Source organism: Kitasatospora sp. NPDC001095, from assembly GCF_053598615.1.
Window position 1 is genome coordinate 13,031 of the sequence record NZ_JBSFKQ010000051.1, and the last position, 22,566, is coordinate 35,596.

The window sequence follows — 22,566 nt, forward strand, 5'->3', positions numbered from 1 at the left end:
GAATGACTCGGTCCCGGACGAGCGCGGACGATCCTTCCAGGGCAGTGGGAAGGCAGACGCCGATCGAGGGCGGTTCGACGGCGGGGAGCAGCACCGCCGCCGAACCGTCGATCTTCAGGAACGGAAACTTCAGAAGGCTCTTCGCCGCGAACTCCGTCAGTCTGTACGGCTCCCAGGTCAGTTACCTGGCCGTGCCGCTCACGGCGGTCACCGCGCTCGACGCGAGTGCGGCACAGGTCGGCCTGCTCGGGGTCCTGAGCACGGTCTCCTTCCTCCTGATCGGCCTCCCGGCCGGCGTGTGGGTCGACCGCATGCCCCGGCGCCCGATCATGTTCACCGCCGACTTCGGGCGGGCACTGCTGCTGGGATCGATACCCGTGGCGTGGCTGTTCGACGCGCTGACCCTGACGCAGCTGTACCTGGTCGTGTTCGTGAGCGGAACGCTGACGGTCTTCTCCGACATCTCCGCGCAGAGCTTCCTGCCGTCCATCGTGCCCCGGGAGCGCCTGCTCCAGGCCAACGGGTACATCGGCAGCGTCAGGGAGAGTTCCGGGGTCGCGGGGCCCAGTCTGAGCGGTCTTCTGCTCCAGCTGATGGCGGCCCCGGCCGCGGTGCTCGTCGACGCGCTCGGCTTCCTGCTGTCGGGAATCCTGATCTCCCGGATCGAGCGGGTGGACGAGTCCCACGCGGGGGCCGCGGAGAAGAAGGCGCTGTACCGGGGGATCTGGGAAGGGGTGAGGTTCGTCTTCTCCCATCCCCTGCTCCGCCCGATCGCGATGGCCGGAGCGATCACCAACTTCTCGCTCCAGATGGTCACGATCATGCTGCCCCTGCTCTTCGAGCACACGCTCCACTTCTCCGCGTGGAGGTTGGGCCTGTACCTGGCCGTCGGGGGCGTCGGCTCGCTGATCGGCGCGTACACCGGGCCGCGGTTGGCGGAGCGGGTGGGGCAGGGCAGCGTGCTGTGGCTCGCCGGCCTGGTCACCGCGCCGTTCGCCTGCCTGGTGCCGCTGGTCGACGGCGGGGCGGTGTACTGGGTGTCCGCCGTCTGCTGGCTCGTGGTCACGTACCGCATGGGGATGAACAGTGTGGTCCTGGTGAGCTTCCGGCAGCGCGTTACCCCGAACGACCTGCTGGGCCGCATGAACGCGACCATGCGTTTCGCCCTGACCGGAGCCACCGCGCTGGGTGCGGGGGCCTCGGGACTGGTCGGGGAGTTCTTCGGTGTACGGGCGTCGCTCTACGTCGGGGCGGTGGGGTTGGCGGTCGCCTGGCTCCCCTATGTCTTCTCCCCGCTTCGGCGAATGAAAACCCTTCCCTAGCGCCGGTCCTCTCCAGAGCGGTACACCGACCCGTTGTGGGGCCGCCCGGGCGACGGCATGCCCCCTCGACGCTCTCGCGCCGGGGGGGCATGCCGTCGCCTCCTTCACGCCAAGGATCGCTGACGTTCTATCAGTCTTCTATCAGGATGCGACGGTTCGATCTTGACCCCCTTGCCGGGGCCCCGGCTTCATGGTCTACTTCTCCGGTGCCGCTTTGACGTCAGGTCGTCAAGACACCGACCAGTGCACCTGACTTAAGAGTTGAATGAAAGTCAGAAACCGGGCGGCCGAATGCGCCGCCCGGCCGTAGGTTAGAAGCTGGTCCTTTCGGGGGAAAGGGGATGGCCTTGCTTTCCGGTACGTCTGGAGTGTTGGACGCCGTCGTCGTCGGCGGCGGCATCGTGGGTGCGGCCGTCTTCCATGAACTCGCTGACCGCGGCGGCCGCGTGTGCCTGGTCGAGCAGGACCGGACCGGGCTCGGCACCACGGCATGGAGCGGCGGGATCGTGCGCTGCTACCATGACGATCCGGTTCTCGTGGAGCGCGCGGTACAGGGGCTCTCCTTCTTCCGGAACTTCGCCGAACGGACCGGGATTCACGCGGATTTCATCGAGAGCGGATTCCTCTACATACCGCGCCCGAGCATGCGTGAACAAGCCCGGTCCCTGACGGACCGCATCGCCCGGTCCTTTCCCGTCGAGTTGCTCTCCTCGGCCGATCTGGACCGCAAATTCGGCCATCTCCTCAACAGTTCCGCCGAATTCGCGGTATGGGAACCGCACGCCGGATATCTGGACGCCACGCAGGTGACGCGCGCGCTCGTCCGGTCCGCGGTCCGCAAGGGCGGCCGGCTGCTGGAAGGCGTCCGGGTCGACGGCCTGAACCGGGTGGGGGGACGCATTCGCGGGGTACGGGGCAGCACGGGCGTGGTGGCCGCGGACGCGGTGGTCCTCGCCACCGGCGCCCACACGCCACGGCTCCTCGACTCCTGGGGCGTCCCGCACGACCTCTGGGCGCAGGCCATCCAGGTCGAGCTGCGCGGCGTCGACGGTGCGCCGGCAGACCACCCCGCGTACATGGACGACGTCTGCTCCGTCAACGGCAGACCGGATCCCGACTCCGCCGGGATGCTGCTCGGCCACCCCACCGGGTACCGCGTCGACGGTGCGATCGAACGCACCGCCGTCGACCCCGAGCAGTCCCGGCTGGCCGTCGAGGCCGGGCGACGGCGCTTCGGCTGGGTCGAGGCGAGCGTGTCGCTCGGGGGCTTCAGAGCGGCGGAGTGCTACGCCCCGGACGGGCGGGGCCGCGTCGCGTGGGTTCCGCGGGAGGCCGGCCTGATGCTCGCCACCGGCTTCAACGGAGGCGCGTTCAAGCTGGCCCCGTGGGCCGCCGGAGAAGCAGCCCGACTCCTGGCCGGCTGAGCACCGGACCGCCGCGGTCTCCCCGCAGTTCACGACAGTCCATTCCGACTGCCGTTCCTCCGCCATGCCCACACGAAAGGTGGATGTCGATGTCCCAGGACATCAAAGGAGTTCTCCCGGTCGTCCTCATGCCGTACACGGAAGACGGCTCACGGGTCGACGAGGACGACTTCCTCTCGCAGACGGAGTTCATGTTCCAGGCCGGCTGCAACGGCTTCGTCGTGGGCCAGGTGTCCGAGGTGCTGCGGCTGACCCACGAGGAGCGGCTGCGGGTCGCCGAGCTCTCCGCCAAGGCCGCCCGGGGCCGGGGCGTCTCCGTCATGAGCACCGGCGCCGAGACCCCCCAGGCGGCGGTGCAGTACTCGCGCCACGCCCAGGAGGCCGGCGTCGACGCCCTTCTCGTGATGCACCCGGCGACGATCCCGCTCGACGACGACGGCATGGTCGCGTACTACAGCGAGGTCATCGAGTCCGTCGAGATCCCCGTGATCATCCATCACGCCAAGAGCCTGGCGAAGCAGCCACTGAGCATCGCCGCCCAGGTGCGGCTGCTGGAGGAGTACGGCGAGGAGCGCGTGCTCTTCAAGCCGGAGGCGCAGCCGACGCCGCCGCGCGTCAGCCTGCTGCGCGACGCGACCGGAGGCCGGGCCCGCATCTTCGAGGGCGACGGCGGAATGATGCTGCTCGACTGCCACCGGCGCGGCCTGACGGGCACGATCCCCGCCACCGAGATCGCCGAGATCGTCGTGGCGCTGTGGAACCTGCTCGAGCAGGGCAGGCGCGCGGAGGCGGAGCGGATCGCGCACCCGCTCTCCTACCTCATGTGCCACATGATGAACAGCACCGACTACTACGTGTCCATCGCGAAGCGCTTCCTCAAGGAGCGCGGAATCGTGAAGAGCACCCACGTCCGCGGGCCGAGCCGGCACGTGCTCGACGACGAGACGTGGACCGAAGTCAACCACACCTACCAGAACCTGCTTTCGCTCGCGAAGGAGCTCACCCGATGAAGAACCACGCCTTCACCATCCGTCTCAAGGACGCCGCCGCCGCCGAGAAGTACATCGCGCTGCACCGTGACGTCATCCCGGAGATCGTCGCCCCGGGCGGCGCGCTCGACACCATCGGCGTCCGCAAGCTCCAGATCTTCTTCATCGAGCCGCTGATGCTGTTCATGTACGTCGAGGCCGAGGACCACTTCGACCCCACCCGTGACTTCCTGCGCGCCAACGACCTGCACCCGGCCGTGCAGGAGTGGGACGACATGATGCACGCCGACGGCGGCCTCCTCGTCCGGCACGAGAACCACGGCAACAAGCTGAACTGGGCCGAGATGCAGCGCATTCACCACGTGGACTTCACCAACACGCTGCCCGACCTCGACGGGAAGTGAGCTCCTGTGGACCGCGTCGGGTTGACCGTTCTCGACTGCACGCTGCGTGACGGTGGTTACTACACCAACTGGAATTTCGACACCGCTCTCGTCGAGGAGTACCTGGCCGCCTGTCCGGGGCTCGGCATCGACGTGGTGGAGCTGGGCTACGTCCGTTTCACCAAGAGCGGGTTCGGCCCGTACGGGCAGCTTCCCGAAGGGCTGACCCCCAATCTGCGCGAGGCCCTTCCCGCGGACCACGCGCTGCGCTTCGCCGTGATGGTGGACGCCGCCGACATGGTGGGTCTGCCCGCGGCGGAGGTCGGCGGCCTGCTCAGGGAGAAGCTGGCCCCCGGCTCGCTTCCGGTGGACCTCGTGCGGGTCGCGGTGCGCTACGACAAGGCGGCCGGCGCCGTGGCCGCGGTCCACTCGCTCCGCGAGGCCGGGTACGGTGTCTGCATCAACCTCATGCAGATCGACCTCGCGACCGCAGACGAACTCGCCGTCTGCCTGGACGCCGTGGTCGCGATGGGCCCGCTCGAAGCGGTATACATAGCCGACTCGCTGGGTTCCCTGCGTCCGGAACGCACCGTCGAACTCGTCGAGTTGTTCCGCACCGGGCAGGACGCCCCGGTCGGCATCCACGCCCACGACAACCAGGGCTTCGCCCTGCACAACACGGTCGTCGCGGCGCAGCAGGGCGCCCTGTGGCTGGACGGCACCGCGTACGGCATGGGCCGCGGCGCCGGCAACACGCGCATCGAGCAGCTGCTCGCCGTCCTCGGCGAGGACGCGGACCGGCTGCAGCCGCTGATGGAGCTCATCGTGCGGCACTTCCACCCGCTGATGGACCGGTACCGGTGGGGCCCGAGCGGGCTCTACGCGATCGCCGGCATGCGCGACATCCACCCGACCTACGTCCAACGCGTCGAGGAGGACGCCTCGTTGGGTGCGGAGGAGAAGCTGCGGGCCGTCGGTTTCCTCGCCGGGGCCGCGTCCGCGGGATTCTCCGCGGCCCTCCTCGACGAGGCCCTCGCCCATGCGGCCGGCGAGCGGCTGGCGGACGTCCTGGCGCGCTACCCGGTGGTCGTGTTCGACCTCGACGGGGTGCTCGTCGACTCCAACGAGCTGAAGGTCGAGTGCGTCCGCGCCGCGTTCGACGGCTTCCCGGCCGACCTCGTCGAGCAGTTCACGGACGAGTTCCGGCGCACGTTCGGCCGGTCCCGGCAGGAGCACTTCGCCCACTTCCACCGGGCGAGCGTGGAACGCGGCCTGGCGGGCCCGGACTTCGAGGCGTTCTACGAGCGGTACGCGGGCGCGTACGCGGACCGGCTGGCTCACCGCTACCCCGCGGCGCCGCTGTGCGCGGGCGCCGCGGAGACGGTCCAGCACCTGGCCGACCGGGGCGTCCCGCTCTACGTCGCCACGGGCACGCCCCGCGGCGAGGCGGACAAGGTGCTCGCCGCGGGCGGACTGCTCGGCGCCTTCCGCGCCGTGCTCGGCGGGGAGGAGCCGAAGTCCCGCCGTCTCGCGGAGATCCTGCGGCACGCCGGGGTCGACGCGCGGGACGTGGTGCTGGTCGGTGACTCGCGCCAGGACGTCCTCGCCGCGGACGAGACGGGCATCGACTTCGTACTCGTGACCCGCTACGGGTTCTTCCCGGCCGAGCGGACCCTCCGCGACCGCGTCGGGCGCCCGGCCCGTATCGTCACCGAACTGAACCCGAACGCTCCGGTCAGGCTTCTGACCGAGCATCACGACTGACCCGACGGTTCGGGCGTCGGCAGAACAAGGTACCGAGTCACACGGGAGGCACACAGTGACGGACAGCAGGCAGCCGGTGGTCATCTCAGGGGTGACCAGAGGGCTCGGACGAGCCCTGGCCCAGCGCTTCGCCGTCCTGGGCCACCCGGTGGCCGGGTGCGGCCGCGACGCCGACGCGCTGAGCGGGCTGGCGTCCGAACTGGGTGACGGCCACCGCTTCGAACGGGTCGACGTCACCGACGCCGACTGGGTCGACGCCTGGGCCGAGCGGGTGCACCGCGAGCTCGGCGCACCCGGTCTGGTTATCGCCAACGCCGGTGCCATCACCGGGCCGGCCCCGGTGTGGGAGGTCTCTCCGGAGGACTTCGACACCGTGATCCGGGTGAACGTGGGCGGCGTGTACGCGATGACGCGGGCGTTCCTGCCGCGCATCGCGGACGGCGGCACCCTCGTCACCGTCTCGTCGGGCTGGGGGCGCAACCCCCGGGGCATGCTCGCCGCGTACACGGCGAGCAAGTTCGCGGTCGAGGGCTTCACCCGGGCCGTGGCCCAGGAGGCGGCCCAACTGCGCCCGGGCGTCCGGGTGGTGGCCGTCGACCCGGGCGGCGGCGTGGACACCGCGATGCTGGCGACCTGCCTGCCCGACGAGCACCACACCTACCCGGGCGCCGACGAGTGGGCCGAGAAGGCCGTCGACTATCTACTCCACCGGTTGCCGGCGCACAGCGACGCGACCGGCCTCACCGTGAACTGAGGAACACCACACGCATGAACACCGCACTCCTGAACAACACCCGCGTCGTCGTCACCGGAGCCGCCCGTGACTTCGGTCGGACCCTGGCCATCCGGTTCGCCCAGCTGGGCGCCGAGGTCTACCTGTCCGCCCGCAGCCTGAAGGCGGCGCAGGCGACCCGCGACGAGATCCTCGCGCTCGGCCACGACAAGGTCCACGCCTTCTCCTGCGACCTGACCGACCCGGCCTCGGTCCGGGAGTTCGCCGAGCAGGTCGGCGCGCTCACCGACCGGGTGGACATCCTCCTCAACAACGGCGCCATGTGGCTGGAGGGCTTCGACCTCGGCACCGCCACCGACGAGCAGATCATGGCGACCGTCACGTCCGGCGGCGCCGGCACCGTCCTGATGGTCAAGCACTTCCTGCCGCTGCTGCGCGCCTCGGAGCGTCCCGACATCGTCAACATGGTCTCGGTGGCCGCGTCCTCGCGCACCGACTCGTGCTCGGGCAGCCCGGCCTTCTACGCCGCAAAGGGAGCCCAGTCGAACTTCGCCGAGATCCTGTCCCAGCGGCTGCGCCCGGAGGGCGTGCGGGTCATCTCGCTGTACCCGCCGGACTTCGAGAACGTGGACCCGCTGAGCGCGGACTGGGAGACCACCGACCGCCGGGCCGGGGCACCGCTGACCGCGCAGTCGCTGCTCGACTGCGTGCTGTTCGCCGTGGGCCAGCCCAGGGACTGCTTCATCCGCAACTTCAACTTCGAGCCGCTGTCCAAGACCGTCAAGGGATAGCCGACATGTGTGGAATAACCGGCTGGTACTCGCCCGTCCGCGTCCTCGTCGACGAGCGCGCGACGGTCGAGGCCATGACCGACACGATGGCCCTGCGCGGGCCCGACGCCGGGGGCGTGTGGCTGCGCCCCCGGGTGGCGCTCGGGCACCGCAGGCTCGCCGTCATCGACCTCGAGGGCGGGGCGCAGCCCATGGTCGTCGACGCGGCCGGCGGGGAGGTGGCGCTCACCTACAGCGGCGAGCTCTACAACTTCCGTGAGCTGCGCGACGAGTTGCGCCGGCGCGGCCACGACTTCGGCACCGCCAGTGACACCGAGGTCGTGCTGCGTTCCTACCTCGAGTGGGGTGACGCCTTCGTCGAACGGCTCAACGGGATCTACGCGTTCGCGATCTGGGACGGGCGCACGGAACGGCTGCTGCTGGTCCGCGACCGGCTCGGCGTCAAGCCGCTCTACCAGTACCGCCTGGGCGACGACGTCCTGTTCGGCTCCGAACCCAAGGCGATCCTCGCCCACCCCGAGGTCCCGCGCGCCGTCGACCTGGCGGGCCTGCGCGAGGCGTTCTCCTGGATCCGCACCCCGGGCCACGCCGTGTGGCGGGGGATGTCCGAGGTGCGGCCCGGCACCCTCGTCGCGGTGGACCGGGACGGGCTGCGCGAGCACACCTACTGGGAGCTCGAGGCCACTGCCCACGAGGACGACACGGACACCACGGTGGAACGCGTCCACGAGCTGCTGTCGGACATCATCCGACGCCAGCTGGTGACCGACGTGCCGCGGTGCACCCTGCTCTCGGGCGGCCTCGACTCCAGTGTCATCACCGCCTTCGCCCAGCGGGAGCTGGGCGCGTCCGAGCGGATCCGCAGCTTCTCCGTGGACTTCACGCGGCACGGCGAGCGCTTCACGGCCGACCGGTTCCGGGACTCGCCGGACGCCCCCTTCGCCCGCGAGGTCGCCGAACGCTCCGGCACGCTCCACACGAACGTCGTCCTCGACGCGGTGCGGATGGCCGACCCCGAGGTGCGCCGCGCGGTCGTGGGCGCGCGCGACCTGCCGACCGGTTTCGGTGACGCCGACAACTCCCTCTACCTGCTCTTCCAGGAGATCAGGAAGGGCTCCACCGTGGCCCTCTCGGGGGAGTCGGCGGACGAGGTGTTCGGCGGCTACCGGTGGATGCACGACCCGGCGGCCCAGGGCGCGGACGACTTCCCCTGGGTGGACCACACCCACGTCACCAGTCCGCACACCGGGATCGACGTGTTCACCCCCGAACTGCGCGCCTCCCTGGACCTGCCCGGGTACATCCGGCAGGGCTACGCGGACGCCGTGGCGCGGGCCCCCCGCCTGGCCGGGGAGACCGGGCTCGACGCCCGGATGCGGACGCAGATGCACCTGCACCTCACCCGGTACATGCGCATCCTCCTCGACCGCAAGGACCGGCTCAGCATGGCCGCCGGGCTGGAGGTCCGCGTCCCGTTCTGCGACCACCGCCTGGTGTCGTACGTCTTCAACACGCCGTGGTCCATGAAGACCTTCGACGGCGCGGAGAAGAGCCTGCTGCGGGCCGCCGCCCGGAACGAGCTGCCCCGGTCGGTGGTCGAGCGCAGGAAGGCCCCCTACCCCTCGACGCAGGACCCGGCGTACACCGGCGAACTGCTGCGGCAGGCCTCCGACGTCCTGGCCGACGGCGGCCACCCGGTCCAGGAACTGACCGACCGGCGGGTGCTGAAGGAGGTCCTGGGCCGGCGCCCGCAGGACGTGTCCCCCGCGTTCCGGACCGGCCTGGAACGCTGGCTCGACATGGCGACCTGGCTCGACATCCACCGTCCCACGCTGCAGCTCGCCTGACCCCGGGCCCGTCCGCCCCACAGGGAAACAGAGAAGGTGACACCGATGGCACTGCTCCATGTCACGCCCGAGACGGACGCCGCCCACACGCTGCTCCGCACCCGGGACGACCGGCGGATCGCCGAGGTCCTGGCCCCGCTGGGCGTGCGGTTCGAGAACTGGGAGACCGGCCGGGTCGACCGGGACGCCCCGGACGCGGCACTGATCGACGCCTACCGCCCGGAGATCGCGTCGTTCGACTCCGACGGCCGGCACCGCAAGGCCGAGACCATCACGGTCCGCCCCGACGAGACGAACCGGGAGTGGGTCGAGGACGTCCTCGCCTCGCGCCACAAGTACTTCAACGAGCACACCCACTCCGAGGACGAGATCTGGTTCTTCGCCGACGGCGGAGCCTGCTTCTACATCCGGGCCCGGGGCAGGGTCCACATCCTGGTGGCCACCGACGGCAACCTGCTGTCCCTGCCCGCCGGGACCCGGCACTGGTTCGACATGGGGCTGCGCCCCGACTACCGCGCCATCCGGCTGTACCTCACGTCGGAGGGATTCGACGGCGAGTTCACCGGGGACCGGATCGCGAACGGTTTCCCGTACGTGGAGGACGTCGTACGCGAGGACACCGCGACGACGGGGTGACCGGGAGTCACCGACGTGTACTGCAAGGGCGGATGCCCCGGATTCGCCATGCCCGCAGGGCGGTCCGGGGCCCGCCGGACACCCTTCTCGACACACAATCGGTGGAGCTACTCACGCCATGACGAACAGCAAAGTGGTCCAGCACGAGACCGTACGGAACGTCGATGAGCAACTCGCCTTCGAGACGGTCTGTTTCAGCGACCCGCAGGCGCTCGACCGCTATCTGAAGGACACCGCGGGCAGCCTCAAGGTACTCCGGCCCGAGTTCTCGACCGACACGGGGTCCGCGTTCTTCACCGGCCCGGACCGGCCGCTGCCGGCGGCCGAGCTCGGCGGGCTGTGGCGCGAGGGCGGCCGGGCCGTCGTCCACGACCACGTCCCGGGCACACCCTACTTCGCCAACGGCGTCGTGGTGGACGGGCAGCTGTGCCTCACCGACACCTGGCGCTGCTACACCATGGACGACGGGCCGCGCTCGCTCCTCACCTCGGTGGTGAACGTCCTGCCCGACGCGCCGGAGGTCAAGCTGCTGCGCGACCGGCTGCAGCCGCTGGCCGCGGCGACGGCGGACGGCGACGGGCCGGTCTGCTTCGAGGTGGTGCTCGGCGACGACCAGGTCAAGGTGGTGAAGTTCGCGCACCGGGTCGCCGGGGCGCCGCTGCCGGACCTCTGCGCGTTCGTCGGCATCGCCGGCCAGGCCGGGCGGACGGCCGAGACCCCGGACGGGTTCGTGGCCGACTACGCCTTCAAGGTGCGGCGGCGCGGCACGCTGAGGGGGTTCACCGGCCTGGACGAGGTGCGCCGTCTCCCGTCGTACCGCCAGGACCTCTTCATGCCGGCGCTCGGCGATCCGGTCGAGCCCACCGTGGACGAGGGCGCCGGCGCCATCGTCCTGCTCAGGCACGCGGACGAGGACGTCCTCCTCCGCGACCTGGCGTTCCTCCAGGAGCTCAACCGCTCCGGGGTGTTCGTCGTCGACTGATCCGACCGACGTCCGCCCCCCTCCTCCCCCCCGCAGACGCGCCGGTGCCGACCGCACCGCCGCGGCGCTGCCTCGCGCCCACCACCCGGTGCGCCTCCCGCGGGCCTCCGGTGGGCCGGTTCTCGTCTACGCAAAGGGAAACAACCATGCCGTACTCGGACTCCATCGCCCCCTCCGACCGACCCGGATCGATCGCGCCACGGCCGCGGCGGACCGCGAAGCCCAAGCGGATCCTGATGTGCGCCCCCCGGTACTTCGACGTCACCTACTCCATCAACCCGTGGATGCACCCCGAGAAGCCGTCGGACGCCGGGAGCGCGCTCGTCCAGTGGGAGCGGCTGCGCGACCTCTACCGGGACCTCGGCCACACCGTCGAACTCATCGAGCCGATCCCCGGACTGCCCGACATGGTCTTCGCGGCCAACGGGGCCACCATGGTCGACGGCAAGGTCCTCGGCGCGCGCTTCCGCCACATGGAGCGCACCGCGGAGGGCCCCGCCTACCTGGAGTGGTTCCGCGAGCAGGGCTACACCGACGTCCACTGGCCGGAGTTCATCAACGAGGGCGAGGGCGACTACCTGCTGGCCGGACGCCGCCTGCTGGCCGGCACCGGGTTCCGCAGCGACCTCCGCTCGCACTTCGAGGCGCAGGAGTTCTTCGGCGTCCCCGTCACCGGGCTCACCCTGGTGGACCCCCGCTTCTACCACCTCGACACCGCGCTCGCGGTGCTGTCCGACGAGGAGGTCATGTACTTCCCCGGGGCGTTCTCCGCCGGCAGCCAGGCCGTACTGCGCGAACTCTTCCCGGACGCGGTCATCGCGACCGAGGCGGACGCCGAGGTGTTCGGGCTGAACGCCTTCAGCGACGGCCGGCACGTCCTGCTGCCGAGCGCCGCGACCCACCTCGCCGAGGAGCTCCGCACGAGGGGTTTCGAGCCCATCGGCATCGACCTGCCCGAGCTGCTCAAGGCCGGCGGCGGCGCCAAGTGCTGCACCTTGGAACTGCGCGGCTGACGTGCTCTCCAGCGTCTGAGACCCGAACACCGAATCACCGCCCGCACGTTGTGAGAGGACCCGACCGTTGATCACGAAAATCCGCATCGACCGGAACTCCGCCGCCGAGGAGTTCGGCATGCGCTGCCAGCGGATCATCCCCTGGCCCGGTGCCGCCGGGGAGGAGCCGCCGGTCGGTGCCATGGCCTGCTTCCTGCCGGCCGGCAGCAGCTCCGCACCGGACTGCCACGACCAGGACGAGGTCATGATCGTGGTGTCCGGAACCGGCCGGGTCACCCTCGCCGGCGAGGAGACGTCCTGCGGCGCCGGCGACGTGGTGGTGCTGCCCCGCAACCAGGAGCACGTGGTGCACAGCACGGGCGACGCGGAGCTCCAGTGGGTCTCCTTCTACTGGCCGCTGCACGAGCCGGCCAAGGCCGAGGAGGCCTCCGCATGAGCACCGCCGAGTGGATCACCGCCACGCCGCCCACCCCCAACGGCCCCCTGCACCTGGGGCACCTGGCGGGCCCCTACCTCGCGGGGGACGTGCTGCGCCGCTTCCTGGCCGCCGACGGCGTGGACGTCCGCTACACCACCGGCCTCGACGACCACCAGAGCTACGTGCCGGTGCGCGGGCTGAAGGACGGCGGCCTCAAGGGCGAGGAGGTCGCCGACCACTACGGCGACTCCATCGAGGAGGTCTGGTCCCGGGCCCACGCGGACTTCGACACGGTCGTCCGCCCGCGCCGCACCGCCGGCTACCAGGCCCACGTCCAGGACTTCTTCAAGGAGCTCCACGACGCCGGCCACATCGTCGCGCGCACCCGCCCGCTGCCGTACTGCACCGGCTGCGAGCGCTGGCTGTACGAGGCCTACGTCAAGGGGGACTGCCCGCACTGCGGCTCCGCCTCCAACGGCAACGCCTGCGAGCCGTGCGGCCGCCCCAACGACTGCGGCGATCTGCGCGACCCCGTCTGCACCGGCTGCGGCTCCCCCGCCGAACTGCGCGACTGCGAGCGGCTCTACTTCCCGCTCGCCCCCTTCGCCGAACGGCTCCAGGACTTCTGGCAGCGCGTCGACATGCCGCCGCACCTGCGCGCGCTGTGCGAGCGGATGCTGCACGAGGGGCTGCCCGAGATCGCCGTGAGCCACCCCTCCGACTGGGGCGTGCCGGTTCCCGTCGAGGGCTTCCGGGACCAGCGGGTGTACGTCTGGTTCGAGATGGCCCCGGGGTACCTCGTCGAGTGGGAGCAGTGCGGCACCGGCCGCCCGGCCCCCGGCCCCGTGCAGTTCTTCGGCTTCGACAACGGCTACTTCCACGCCGTGCTGAACCCGGCCGCCTTCCTGGCCCGCTCCGCGGACGCGCCGCTGCCCCGCGCCTTCGTCGTCAACGAGTTCTACCGACTGGAGGGGCTGAAGTTCTCCACCAGCCGCGGCCACGCCGTCTGGGCCCGGGACGAACTCGCCCGCACCAGCGCGGACGTCCTGCGCTACCACGTCCTCTCGGACCGCCCCAACGGCCGTCAGACCAACTTCACCCCGGCGGCGCTCGAACGCAGCCGGCAGCACCTCGCCGACGCCTGGGACGGCTGGCTGCACGGCCTGCTGACCACGGTGGCCGAGGACTTCGGCGGCGTCGTGCCCCAGGAGCGCCCGCAGGGAGCGGCCTGGGAGCGGCTGCGGGGCCGGCTGGCCCGCCTGGCCGACGACCTGCGGGAGGCCTACGGGGTGGCGGGTTACGACACCCGCCGCGCGGTCGCCCTGCTCGACGAGGCCATCGCGCTGGCGACGGACTTCGGGCACGTCCACAGCCACGAGCGGGACCGCCCCCAGGGCGCGGCCGCCCACCGCTCGGCCGTCGTCGCCCAGCTCGCGGTCGCCGTCGGCCTCGCGGCCTGGGCCGCCCCGGTCCTGCCCGCGGCCTCGGCCCGCCTGGCGGAACTCCTCGGTGTCCCGGCGGGCCGCCGGGTGGACGCGGCGGCGATGGCCGCCCCGCCGGCCGGCACCCCGCTCGCCGTGCCCGACTCGGCGGTGTTCGGTGGCTGAGGCGGGCACCACGGCCGACGACCGGGGAACGGGCACCGTGCGCGTCGCGGTCGTCGGCCCGTTCTCCGGTCCGCGCGCCGCCTGGGGCGAGCTGCTCGAAGGCGCCGCGGCGGCGCACGACGGCGTGCGGTGGGAGTTCCACGACGACCGGGGCGACGCCATCGTCGCCCGCAAGGTCGCCGAGACGATCGTCGCCGACGGCGGCCACGCCCTGGTCGTCGGCCACTTCAACAGCGCCGGTGCCCGGCTCGCCCTCCCGGTCTACCGCTGCGCGGGCGTGCCGCTCCTGCTCCCGCTCGCGACCGCGCCGCGCCTGCTCGACGGGCCGGCCGGCGCCGCGCTGCGGTGGTGCCCGGACGACCTGGCCCAGCTCGTCGAACTGCGCTCCGCGATCCGCCGGGCGGGGCACACCCGCCTCGCGGTGGCGGACGACGGCAGCACCTACGGCGCGGTCCTCGCCCAGCTCCTGCGCGGCCTGCCCGCCGACGGTGTGCGGCTCGTGGACGCGGGCGGCGCCGACGCGCTCGTCGTCTGCGGCACCCACGTGGGCGCCGCCCGCGAGGCCCGTGCCCGGCGGGCGGCGGGCTTCACGGGGGCGCTGTACTTCACCGACGACTGCGCGGTCGACGAGTTCCCCGGGCTCCTCGGGGACGCGGGCCACGCGGCGAGCGTGGCCCGGCTGCGCGGCGGCGCCGCCGCCTACGTCGAGTCGGCCCTCGCCACCGCCGCCGCCGTCCTCACCGCACGGCCGGAACTCACCGGGACGGCGCTCCTGGACGCCGTGCGCGCCCACGCGGACCGCCGCTTCACCCCGCAGGGGGACCCGGAACCGAGCGCGGCCGGCACGAGCGGCCCCGGCTGGGAGGTGGTCCCGCTGGACCCGCCCACCCGGCCCACGGCGGCCCGGCACGGTGCCGGGAACGGCGCCGGGCACGACGGCAAGGCCTACGACGTGCTGGTCGTCGGGGCCGGCGTCCTCGGCGCCGCCACCGCCGACCTCCTGGCCCGCCAGGGCCTGCGCGTCGCCATGACGGCCCCGTCCGCCGAGGACCCGGCGGCGACCCGGTACTCGGGCGGGCTCGTCCGGGCCTACGAACCGGACCCGGCCATGCGCGAACTCGCCGTGCGCAGCCACCGGCCGGCCTGGCGCGAAGGCGCCGCCCCGCACGGCCCGAGCGGCTTCCGGCGGACGGGTTCCCTGGTCCTGCTCGGCGAGGCGGACCTGGACGAGGCCGCGAAGGGCGTGGCCGAGCTCGGCGGCGCCGGGATCGAGGCCGCCCTCCTCACCCCGCGCGAACTCGACGACCGCTTCCCCGGGCTCCGTACCCGGGACGTGGCCGGCGCGGTGTGGGAACCGGGCGGCGGCTACGCCGACCCGGCCGCCACCTGCCTGCGGCACCGCCGGGACGCCGCCGCGCACGGGGCCTTCGTCCTGCCCGGCCGGGTCCTGCACCTGGACCAGCGGCCTGACCACGTCCACGTCACCCTGGAGCGGGGCGAGGTCGGCGCCCGCGTCGTGGTCCTCGCGGCCGGCGCCGGAACCCCGGGGATCCGCGGACACGGCCTCACGGCGACGGCGGACGCGCCCGCCGGGCAGCCGCGCACCAAGCGCATCCGCTACGCCTTCTTCCGGCTCCCCGGGAACCCGGCCACGCCGACGGTGGTGGACCTCGTCACGGGGCTGTGGGCGCGCCCCCAGCACACCGGGCTCGGCGCGGGCGGCTGGCTGGTGGGCCGCCCGGCGGACGAGTGGGACGTCCCGCCCGGCGGCGCGGACACCGTCACCGCCGCCCAGGCCGAGCACATCCGGGAAGGTGCCGTACGGCGCTGGCCCGGACTCGCGCGGGCCGAGTTCCTCGGCGGGCGCCACGGTGTCGACCTGTTCACGGCCGACGGCCGCCCGCTGGTCGGCCCGGACCCGTCCGCGCCCCGCGTCGTGTTCGCCACCGGCGGCTCCGGCGCCGGCTTCAAGACCGCTCCCGCGGTGGCGGAGTCGGCCGCCGCCCACGCCCTCGCGGCACTCGGCTGACCCCCTGCGCCCTTCCCCTCCCCCCACACCAGAAGCCCTCTCGCCGGGGCTTCGCGAGCGAGAGACGTTCGACGATGACCTTCCTGAGCTCCCTGTCCGAACTCGACCGGCCGGACTCCGTCCACGACATCGTGGGCGTGGGCTTCGGCCCGGCCAACCTCGCCCTGGCGATCGCCATCGAGGAACACAACGAGACCGTTGCCCCCGCCCAGCGGCTGACCGCCGCCTTCCTGGAGAAGCAGCCGTCCTTCGGCTGGCACCGCGGCATGCTCATCGAGGGCGCCACCATGCAGGTGTCCTTCCTCAAGGACCTCGCCACGATGCGCAACCCGAGCAGCCGCTTCAGCTTCGTGTCGTACCTGCACGACCAGGGCCGGCTGGTGGACTTCATCAACCACAAGCTGCTCTTCCCGAGCCGCGAGGAGTTCCACGACTACCTGTGCTGGAGCGCCGCCGGCGTGGACCACATGGTGCGCTACGGCCTGGAGGTCACCGCCGTCGCCCCGGTCGGCGGCGGTACGGAACACGGCCCGGTGCGCGAGGTCGAGGTGACCGCGCGGGGCGTCGACGGCACCGAGCGGGTCACCTACCGGGCCCGCAACCTCTCGATCGGCACGGGTCTCGTCCCCTGCATGCCCGAGGGCGTCGCGCGCTCCGCACGGGTCTGGCACTCCAGCGAGTTCCTGCACCGCCTCGCGGAGTTCCCGGCCACGGCGCCGCGCCGCTTCGTCGTGATCGGCGCCGGGCAGAGCGCCGCCGAGGTCGCCGACCACCTCCACCGCACCTACGAGGGGGCCGAGGTCTGCGCCGTACTCTCCCGCTACGGCTACAGCCCGGCGGACGACAGCCCGTACGCCAACCGCATCTTCGACCCGGAGGCGGTGGACCTCTACCACCGCGCGGACCCCTCGGTGCGCCGCCGGCTCATGGACTACCACCGCAACACCAACTACGGCGTGGTCGACATCGACCTCATCGACGAGCTGTACCGACGCGCCTACCAGGAGAAGGTCCGGGGCGAGAACCGGCTGCGCATCATGGGCACCGCCCGGGTCACGCACGTCGAGGACGGGGCCGAGGCCGTGACCGTCCACGTGCGGAACCTGGCGGACGGATCCGTGGAGCAGCTGACCGCCGACGCCGTCGTGTACGCCACCGGCTACACCGAGCCCGACCCCACCGTGCTGCTCGGCGCCCTGGCCGGGAGCTGCCGGCGCGACGAGAGCGGCCGGCCGCTGGTCCACCGCGACTACCGGATCGACACCGACGAGACCGTCGAGACGGGCTTCTACCTGCAGGGCGGCACGGAACACACCCACGGCATCACCGCGAACCTGCTGTCCATGGTCGCCGTCCGGGCCGGCGAGATCCGGGCCTCGCTGGTCGCCCGCCGCCACGCCTCGGTCACCGTCCCGGCCTGAGGGACGTGAGCCGAACGATGCGTCAACAACCTGTGAGGTTCCGCATCCTGGGGCCGGTCGAGCACCACGACGGGGAGAACTGGGTCGCCGTCAAGGCCGCCAAGCAGCGTGCGCTCCTGGCCGTCCTGCTCCTGAACGCCAACCATCTGGTACCCGCACCGCAGTTGCACGCGGAACTGTGGAGCGACGGGCCGTCGAGTCACGTGGGCAGCCTGCTCGCCGGCTGTGTGTGGCGGCTGCGCGCCGCCATCGGCGACCCGGAGGGGAAGGTTCTCCTCACCCGCCCCGCCGGGTACCAACTGGCCGTGCCGGCCGGCGGACTCGACCTGCACGAGTACGAGTCGCTGGTCGCCGCCGGCCGCACCCAGCGCGCCACGGGGAACCCGGTCGAGGCCCTGAGGTCCTTCAGTGCCGCGCTCGACCTCTGGCGGGGCGCGCCCCTCGCCGACGTCGCCCTCACCTCCTCGATCATGGCCGAGTCCGCCCGCCTGGAGGAGTCCCGGCTGGCGGTGATGGAGGCGAAGCTCGGCGTCCAGATCGCCCTCGGGGAACACGAGGACGTGCTGCCCGAGCTCAAACTCCTGGTCGCCCAGCACCCGTTGCGGGAACGGCTCCACGAGTACCTGATGACGGCGCTCTACCGGACCGGGCAGCAGGCCGAGGCTCTGGGGGTGTACCGGGACCTGCACCACCTGCTCGCGGACGAGTTGGGCATCGACCCGAGCCGGCCGCTGCGCGAGCTCCAGCAGCGCATCCTGGAGGAGGATCCGAGCCTCAACGACCGGGCCGCCCGCCACGAGCTGACGGTGACGGCGGCCGCTCCCGGCGGGCCGGCGGCGGCCGCGGAGGCTGCGCCACGCCTGCTCCCGCGCCGGCGCGTGCCGTTCGTCGGCCGGACGGCCGAACTCGACGAGCTGGTCGGGCTCCTGGCCGAAGGACGCCCGGCGGTCGCGATCCACGGGCCGGCCGGGTCGGGCAAGAGCGCACTGGCCGTCGAGGCCGCGCACGCCACGGCGGGCGACTTCCCCGGCGGGCAGGTCCACCTGGACCTGCGGGGCACGGCGGGCGCCCGCGCGCTGCGGCCCGAGCAGGCGATGGAGCTGATGCCGGCCTCCTTCGGGATGGAGCGGGGCAGCGAGGAGGAGGCGGCGCTGCGCACCGGGGCCGGTCCGGCCGGGCGCCGGGCCCTGGTCGTGCTCGACAACGTCCGGGACTCCGCGCAGATCCGGGAGCTGCTCCCGGCGGCGCCCGGCATCACGTTCCTCATCACCAGCCGGTCGCCCATCGCGGGGGTGGACGGCCTCACACATCTGCGCCTGGGAGGGCTGACCGAGTCCGCCTCGATCGACCTGCTCAGGCAGAGCGTCGGTGTGCCGCGCATCGACGCGGAACTCTCCGCCGCCGCCTCACTGGTCGAGTCCTGCGACCACCTGCCCTTCGCGCTGCGGCTCGCCGCGGACCGGCTCGCGACCCGGCCCGACTGGACGGTCGCGGACTTCGCCCGGTACGTGGCCGAGCCGCACCAGCGGCTCGACTTCCTGGCCGACGGCAACGTCAGCCTGCGGGAGTCGCTGATGGCGAGCGTCCGCCTCCTGACCGACGGGGCCGACGGAGCCGACGGGAGCGACGGGGCCGACGGGAGCCACCGGTCCGGCGGGACGGACGCGTCGGCGCTGACGGCGCTGCGCCGACTGGGCTTCCTCGACCGGGCCGTCGTCACCGTCACGGCGCTGGCCGTGCTCCTCGGCAGGGCCGAGGGCGAGGCCCACCGGGTCGCCGAACGGCTCGTCGACGTCGGGCTCCTCGAGTCGCTGGCGATCGACCGCTACCGGGCTCCGCAGAGCGTCCGGGCGCTGGCGCGGGAGATCGCGGCCTCGGAGCACATCGCGGCCTCGGACCACGAGGACGCCGAGGCCGTCCGGCGCGTCGTCGACCACGACGCCGGCGCCGCGCGGGACCAGGCGAGGGCGAGGCTCACGGCCCTGGTCCCGCGTGACCGGACCGGGGCCCAGGCCGAGCCGCTCGGCGGAGCGCGGTACGTGTCGAGCGCGAACGGGTCCCACTCGGCACGCGCGGCGTCCTAGGCCGGCCACGGCCGGCGGGGAAGGGGCCCGGACGGGGTGACAGCCGTCCGGGCCCCTTCCGTCCGGGCCTCCTCCGTCGACGCCCCTTCCGTCCGGGACGGGTCGCGGGGGAAGGGCCTACCACGCGGCGAGCGCGGACCGGGTCCGCACCCGTACGCCGCCCACCGGCCGGTCCGGGTCCTCCCCGGCCGCGACCAGGACCTCGTCCATGTCGCGCAGCATCCGCAGTACCGTCTCCTCCTCGTACGCCTCGGTGTTGTACTCGGTCTCGGAGAGGATCCCGTCCTCGCCGTCCCAGTAGCCGACGACCATGTCGGCGCGGGCGGCGCGGTTCGGCGTCTCCAGCATGGTCAGGCGGACGTCGCCGAGGCTGAGGTTGCGACCGATCGGCCCGAGGTAGTTGAGGGTCAGCTTGACGTTGGTCAGACGGGACCGGGTCTCCTCCGGGAGGTTCGCGTGCACGACCGGGAACGGCACGCCCTGGCGGCCCAGCACGTCCCAGGTCGCGTCCCGCGCCGCCCCGATCACCTCACGGATCGACGCCCCGTCGTCGACCGTGGCACGGACCAGGCAGGCGTTGCTGACGAGTCCGACCAGTGCCAACTCGCTGCGGGTGGTCCGGTTCATGCTGCGGACGCCGATGGTCGACTCGCGTACTCCGCCCCGCGCCAGGACGATCTGCCAGGCGGCCAGCATCACGGCGAACGGGGTGGCGCCTAGTTCCTGGGCCAGTGCCGTACGCGCCGCGTCGGCCCGCTCGCTGAACCGGTAGCGCACGGTCGTGCCGGGATCCCCGACCGCCGTGGGCCGGCCGAGCTCACGGTCGTGGGCGACCGTGCCGAGGGTGACCCCGTCGAGCGCCGTGCGCCAGTGGTCGATGGTCCGCCGCCATCGGCCCTTCGCCTCCTCGGCGCGCAGCTTCTCGGCGTACTCGTGGAAACTGACGGCGTCGTGGGCGAAGACCGGCTTCTCTCCCCGGGTCAGGCTCACGTACGCGGCGGAGAGCTCCTCGAACAGGACGGTCATCCCCCAGCCGTCCACCGCGATGTGATGGATCGTCAGGACGATCTCCTGCTGGGCGCCGATCCTGACCAGGGCCAGCCGGCCCACGGGGCCCGCTTCCAGGTGGAACTCCCGCAGGTGCAGTTCCGCGGCGACGCGCGCGAACTCCTCCGCGACCCCGCCGGCCTCCGGCACGTCCGGCTCGATCAGCTGCGCGGCGACGTCCACGGTCGGCTCGGTGATCATCTTCAGCTCGCCGTCGAGCTCCTCGAACCGGGAGCGCAGGCTCTCGTGACGGTTCGTCACGACCTGCCAGGCGGCGGCGAGCGCGTCGAAGTCGACGCGGCCGGCGCACCCCAGGCGCCAGGTGACGTGGTACACGGACCTGTCCCTGGCGGTCCGCAGGGCGCGCCACCTGGCTGCCTGCTGGGCCGTCGCCGGGATGGTCAGGGATCTGGCGGTCACGCTCGTCTCCTCGGTCACTGGGCGGCCCGTACGACCGGTCGGGTCGGGCACCGGACGCACGTCAGTGCGCCAACTCTTCGGTGAGCCGCTTGCGGTCCACCTTCCCGACGGTGGTCAGCGGGAGCGAGTCCCGGTGGTGGTAGCTCCGCGGGCGCATGTAGCGGGGCAGGGCGGAGACCAGGTCGGCGAACTCCTCCGCCGGGACCTCCTTGCCCGTGTACACGGTGCGCAGCTCGTTCTCGCCGTCCGCGGCGGGCACGACGAGGACGATGGCCTCGTCGATCGACAGGTGGCAGCGCAGCGCCGTCTCGATCTCGCCGAGTTCGATCCGGTTGCCGCGGATCTTGACCTGTCCGTCGATCCGCCCGAGGTGGAACAGTTCGCCGTGCTCGAGCCGGCACCGGTCGCCGGTGCGGTAGTAGTGCTCCGGCGTGAGCGGCTCCCGTCCGTCGTGGAGGCGGCCGCGCCGCGGGCCGCCGTCCGGGCCCGGCTCCATGCGGACGAAGCGCCCGACGTTGTCGTCCGGGTCCAGGTAGCCGGGGAAGCGCTGGGGCCCCCGTACGCACAGCTCGCCGTCGTCGGTGGGCCGGAGGTCCTCGTCCAGCAGGAGCCAGTCCATGTGCGGGTTCGGGATCCCGATCGGGAGGGACCGGCCGGTGGTCTCCGGCCAGTCGGCCCGATCCCGCGGCACCGCGTACCCGGTGATGACGATCGTGGTCTCGGTCGGGCCGTAGCAGTTGCTGATGACCGCGTTCGGCGCCGCGGCGGACCAGGCCTCGGCCTGGTCGAAGGCGAGCCGTTCCCCGCCGAACATGGCCCGGCGCAGCGTCGGCATGCTCCCGGGGGCGAGCGCGCGCAGGCGCTTGGCGAAGGAGATGACGGACGGCACCGACATCCAGTGGGTGATCCGCTTGGCGTTGATGAACCGCACCGGGGTGAACACGTCACCGTGCTGCGCCACGCAGAGGGTCGCTCCCGAGCCCCAGGTGGCGAAGATCTCGGACACCGATCCGTCGAAGGACATCTCGAAGGACTGCGAGACCCGGCAGCCGGGGCCGAGTTCGTAGCGCGCGATGGTGTCCGTGAGGAACGCGTTGATGCTGGCGTACCGGATGGGCACGCCCTTGGGCCGGCCGGTGGTCCCGCTGGTGAAGATGATGTACGCGGTGTCGGTCTCCGCCGGGTGGCCCTGGTCCGGGATGTCGTCCGAGGGCTCGGGGGCGAGCAGGGGGCGCCACTTGTCGCCCGTCATGTCGAGCAGCGCCACTGCGCAGTCGCGCCGGTACTCGGCCGCGCCGTCGCCCGCGTTGTCGTCGAACACCGTGAGGCTGAGCCCGCCCTCCTCGGTGATGTCCAGGTTGCGCGACGCCGGTGCGGCGGGGTTCAGCGGCACGACGGTCGCACCGAGCCGCTGCGCCGCCAGGTAGGCGACGTAGCTGACCGCGGTGCGCGAGGTGAGCAGGCCCACCCGGCCGGGCCGGCCGCCCGCCGCCTCGACCATCCGGGCCGACATCCACTCGGCGGCGGCCCGCAGTTCGGCGTAGCTGAGGGTGACGTCGAGCACCTCGAGGGCCGAGGCGTCCGGATTCGCCTCGGCCGAGGCGCGGAACCAGTCGTAGAGGGAACGGGTCGTCATGGTGCTTCCCTTTCGGAGGA

The 22,566-nt window shown here is 72.4% G+C and carries 18 protein-coding genes; 16 read left to right on the forward strand and 2 right to left on the reverse strand.

Annotated elements, in window-relative coordinates; translation table 11 throughout:
• Positions 1-44 precede the first annotated feature (44 nt).
• From ACWDBB_RS29970 to ACWDBB_RS30045, 16 genes are all read left to right on the forward strand, one after another.
• Positions 45-1,322, forward strand: coding sequence for an MFS transporter (locus tag ACWDBB_RS29970; RefSeq protein ID WP_449792547.1), 1,278 nt, complete (start codon positions 45-47; stop codon positions 1,320-1,322).
• A gap of 341 nt (positions 1,323-1,663) precedes the next feature.
• Positions 1,664-2,746 (forward strand): NAD(P)/FAD-dependent oxidoreductase, encoded by a 1,083-nt coding sequence (locus tag ACWDBB_RS29975; protein ID WP_449792548.1) that lies wholly within the window; start codon positions 1,664-1,666, stop codon positions 2,744-2,746.
• An 89-nt stretch (positions 2,747-2,835) separates the two neighbouring features.
• Positions 2,836-3,756 carry a dihydrodipicolinate synthase family protein gene (locus ACWDBB_RS29980; protein ID WP_392917698.1) on the forward strand — a complete coding sequence of 307 codons (921 nt, stop codon included), beginning with the start codon at positions 2,836-2,838 and terminating at the stop codon, positions 3,754-3,756.
• Positions 3,753-4,139 carry an L-rhamnose mutarotase gene (locus ACWDBB_RS29985; RefSeq protein ID WP_449792549.1) on the forward strand — a complete coding sequence of 129 codons (387 nt, stop codon included), beginning with the start codon at positions 3,753-3,755 and terminating at the stop codon, positions 4,137-4,139. Before ACWDBB_RS29980 ends, ACWDBB_RS29985 begins: the two co-directional genes overlap by 4 nt.
• A 21-nt stretch (positions 4,140-4,160) precedes the next feature.
• The gene (locus ACWDBB_RS29990; protein WP_449792550.1) at positions 4,161-5,882 is read left to right on the forward strand and encodes an HAD hydrolase-like protein; all 1,722 of its coding nucleotides are present in this window, start codon (positions 4,161-4,163) and stop codon (positions 5,880-5,882) included.
• A gap of 55 nt (positions 5,883-5,937) precedes the next feature.
• Entirely contained in the window at positions 5,938-6,636 is a 699-nt protein-coding gene (locus ACWDBB_RS29995; RefSeq protein WP_449792551.1) for an SDR family oxidoreductase, read from the forward strand.
• A gap of 14 nt (positions 6,637-6,650) precedes the next feature.
• The gene (locus tag ACWDBB_RS30000; RefSeq protein WP_449792552.1) at positions 6,651-7,406 is read left to right on the forward strand and encodes an SDR family oxidoreductase; all 756 of its coding nucleotides are present in this window, start codon (positions 6,651-6,653) and stop codon (positions 7,404-7,406) included.
• Positions 7,407-7,411: 5 nt separating this feature from the next.
• The gene (asnB, locus tag ACWDBB_RS30005) at positions 7,412-9,253 is read left to right on the forward strand and encodes an asparagine synthase (glutamine-hydrolyzing) (RefSeq protein WP_449792553.1); all 1,842 of its coding nucleotides are present in this window, start codon (positions 7,412-7,414) and stop codon (positions 9,251-9,253) included.
• A 45-nt stretch (positions 9,254-9,298) separates the two neighbouring features.
• Positions 9,299-9,889, forward strand: coding sequence for a cupin (locus tag ACWDBB_RS30010; protein ID WP_449792554.1), 591 nt, complete (start codon positions 9,299-9,301; stop codon positions 9,887-9,889).
• A 118-nt stretch (positions 9,890-10,007) separates the two neighbouring features.
• The gene (locus ACWDBB_RS30015; protein ID WP_449792555.1) at positions 10,008-10,871 is read left to right on the forward strand and encodes a hypothetical protein; all 864 of its coding nucleotides are present in this window, start codon (positions 10,008-10,010) and stop codon (positions 10,869-10,871) included.
• Positions 10,872-11,017: 146 nt separating this feature from the next.
• Positions 11,018-11,884, forward strand: coding sequence for a dimethylargininase (gene ddaH, locus ACWDBB_RS30020; protein ID WP_449792556.1), 867 nt, complete (start codon positions 11,018-11,020; stop codon positions 11,882-11,884).
• Between the two features lie 67 nt (positions 11,885-11,951).
• Positions 11,952-12,320 carry a cupin domain-containing protein gene (locus tag ACWDBB_RS30025; protein ID WP_392874953.1) on the forward strand — a complete coding sequence of 123 codons (369 nt, stop codon included), beginning with the start codon at positions 11,952-11,954 and terminating at the stop codon, positions 12,318-12,320.
• A complete protein-coding gene (locus ACWDBB_RS30030; RefSeq protein WP_449792557.1) occupies positions 12,317-13,909 on the forward strand; it encodes a methionine--tRNA ligase in 1,593 nt (530 codons plus the stop codon). The genes ACWDBB_RS30025 and ACWDBB_RS30030 overlap by 4 nt, the downstream gene beginning before the upstream one ends.
• Positions 13,910-13,946: 37 nt before the next feature.
• The gene (locus ACWDBB_RS30035) at positions 13,947-15,938 is read left to right on the forward strand and encodes an FAD-dependent oxidoreductase (protein WP_449792558.1); all 1,992 of its coding nucleotides are present in this window, start codon (positions 13,947-13,949) and stop codon (positions 15,936-15,938) included.
• A 74-nt stretch (positions 15,939-16,012) separates the two neighbouring features.
• Entirely contained in the window at positions 16,013-17,359 is a 1,347-nt protein-coding gene (locus tag ACWDBB_RS30040; RefSeq protein WP_449792559.1) for a lysine N(6)-hydroxylase/L-ornithine N(5)-oxygenase family protein, read from the forward strand.
• 32 nt (positions 17,360-17,391) lie between these two features.
• Positions 17,392-19,443, forward strand: coding sequence for a BTAD domain-containing putative transcriptional regulator (locus ACWDBB_RS30045; protein ID WP_449792560.1), 2,052 nt, complete (start codon positions 17,392-17,394; stop codon positions 19,441-19,443).
• Positions 19,444-19,560: 117 nt separating this feature from the next.
• Here the strand turns inward: ACWDBB_RS30045 and ACWDBB_RS30050 are convergent, their stop codons facing one another.
• Together ACWDBB_RS30050 and ACWDBB_RS30055 are read right to left on the reverse strand one after the other, a co-directional pair.
• On the reverse strand, positions 19,561-20,910 hold the full coding sequence (locus tag ACWDBB_RS30050; protein WP_449792561.1) for a condensation domain-containing protein: 1,350 nt from the start codon (positions 20,908-20,910) through the stop codon (positions 19,561-19,563).
• A gap of 61 nt (positions 20,911-20,971) precedes the next feature.
• Complete coding sequence (locus ACWDBB_RS30055) at positions 20,972-22,546, reverse strand: AMP-binding protein (RefSeq protein WP_449792562.1); 1,575 nt, start codon at positions 22,544-22,546, stop codon at positions 20,972-20,974.
• Positions 22,547-22,566 lie beyond the last annotated feature (20 nt).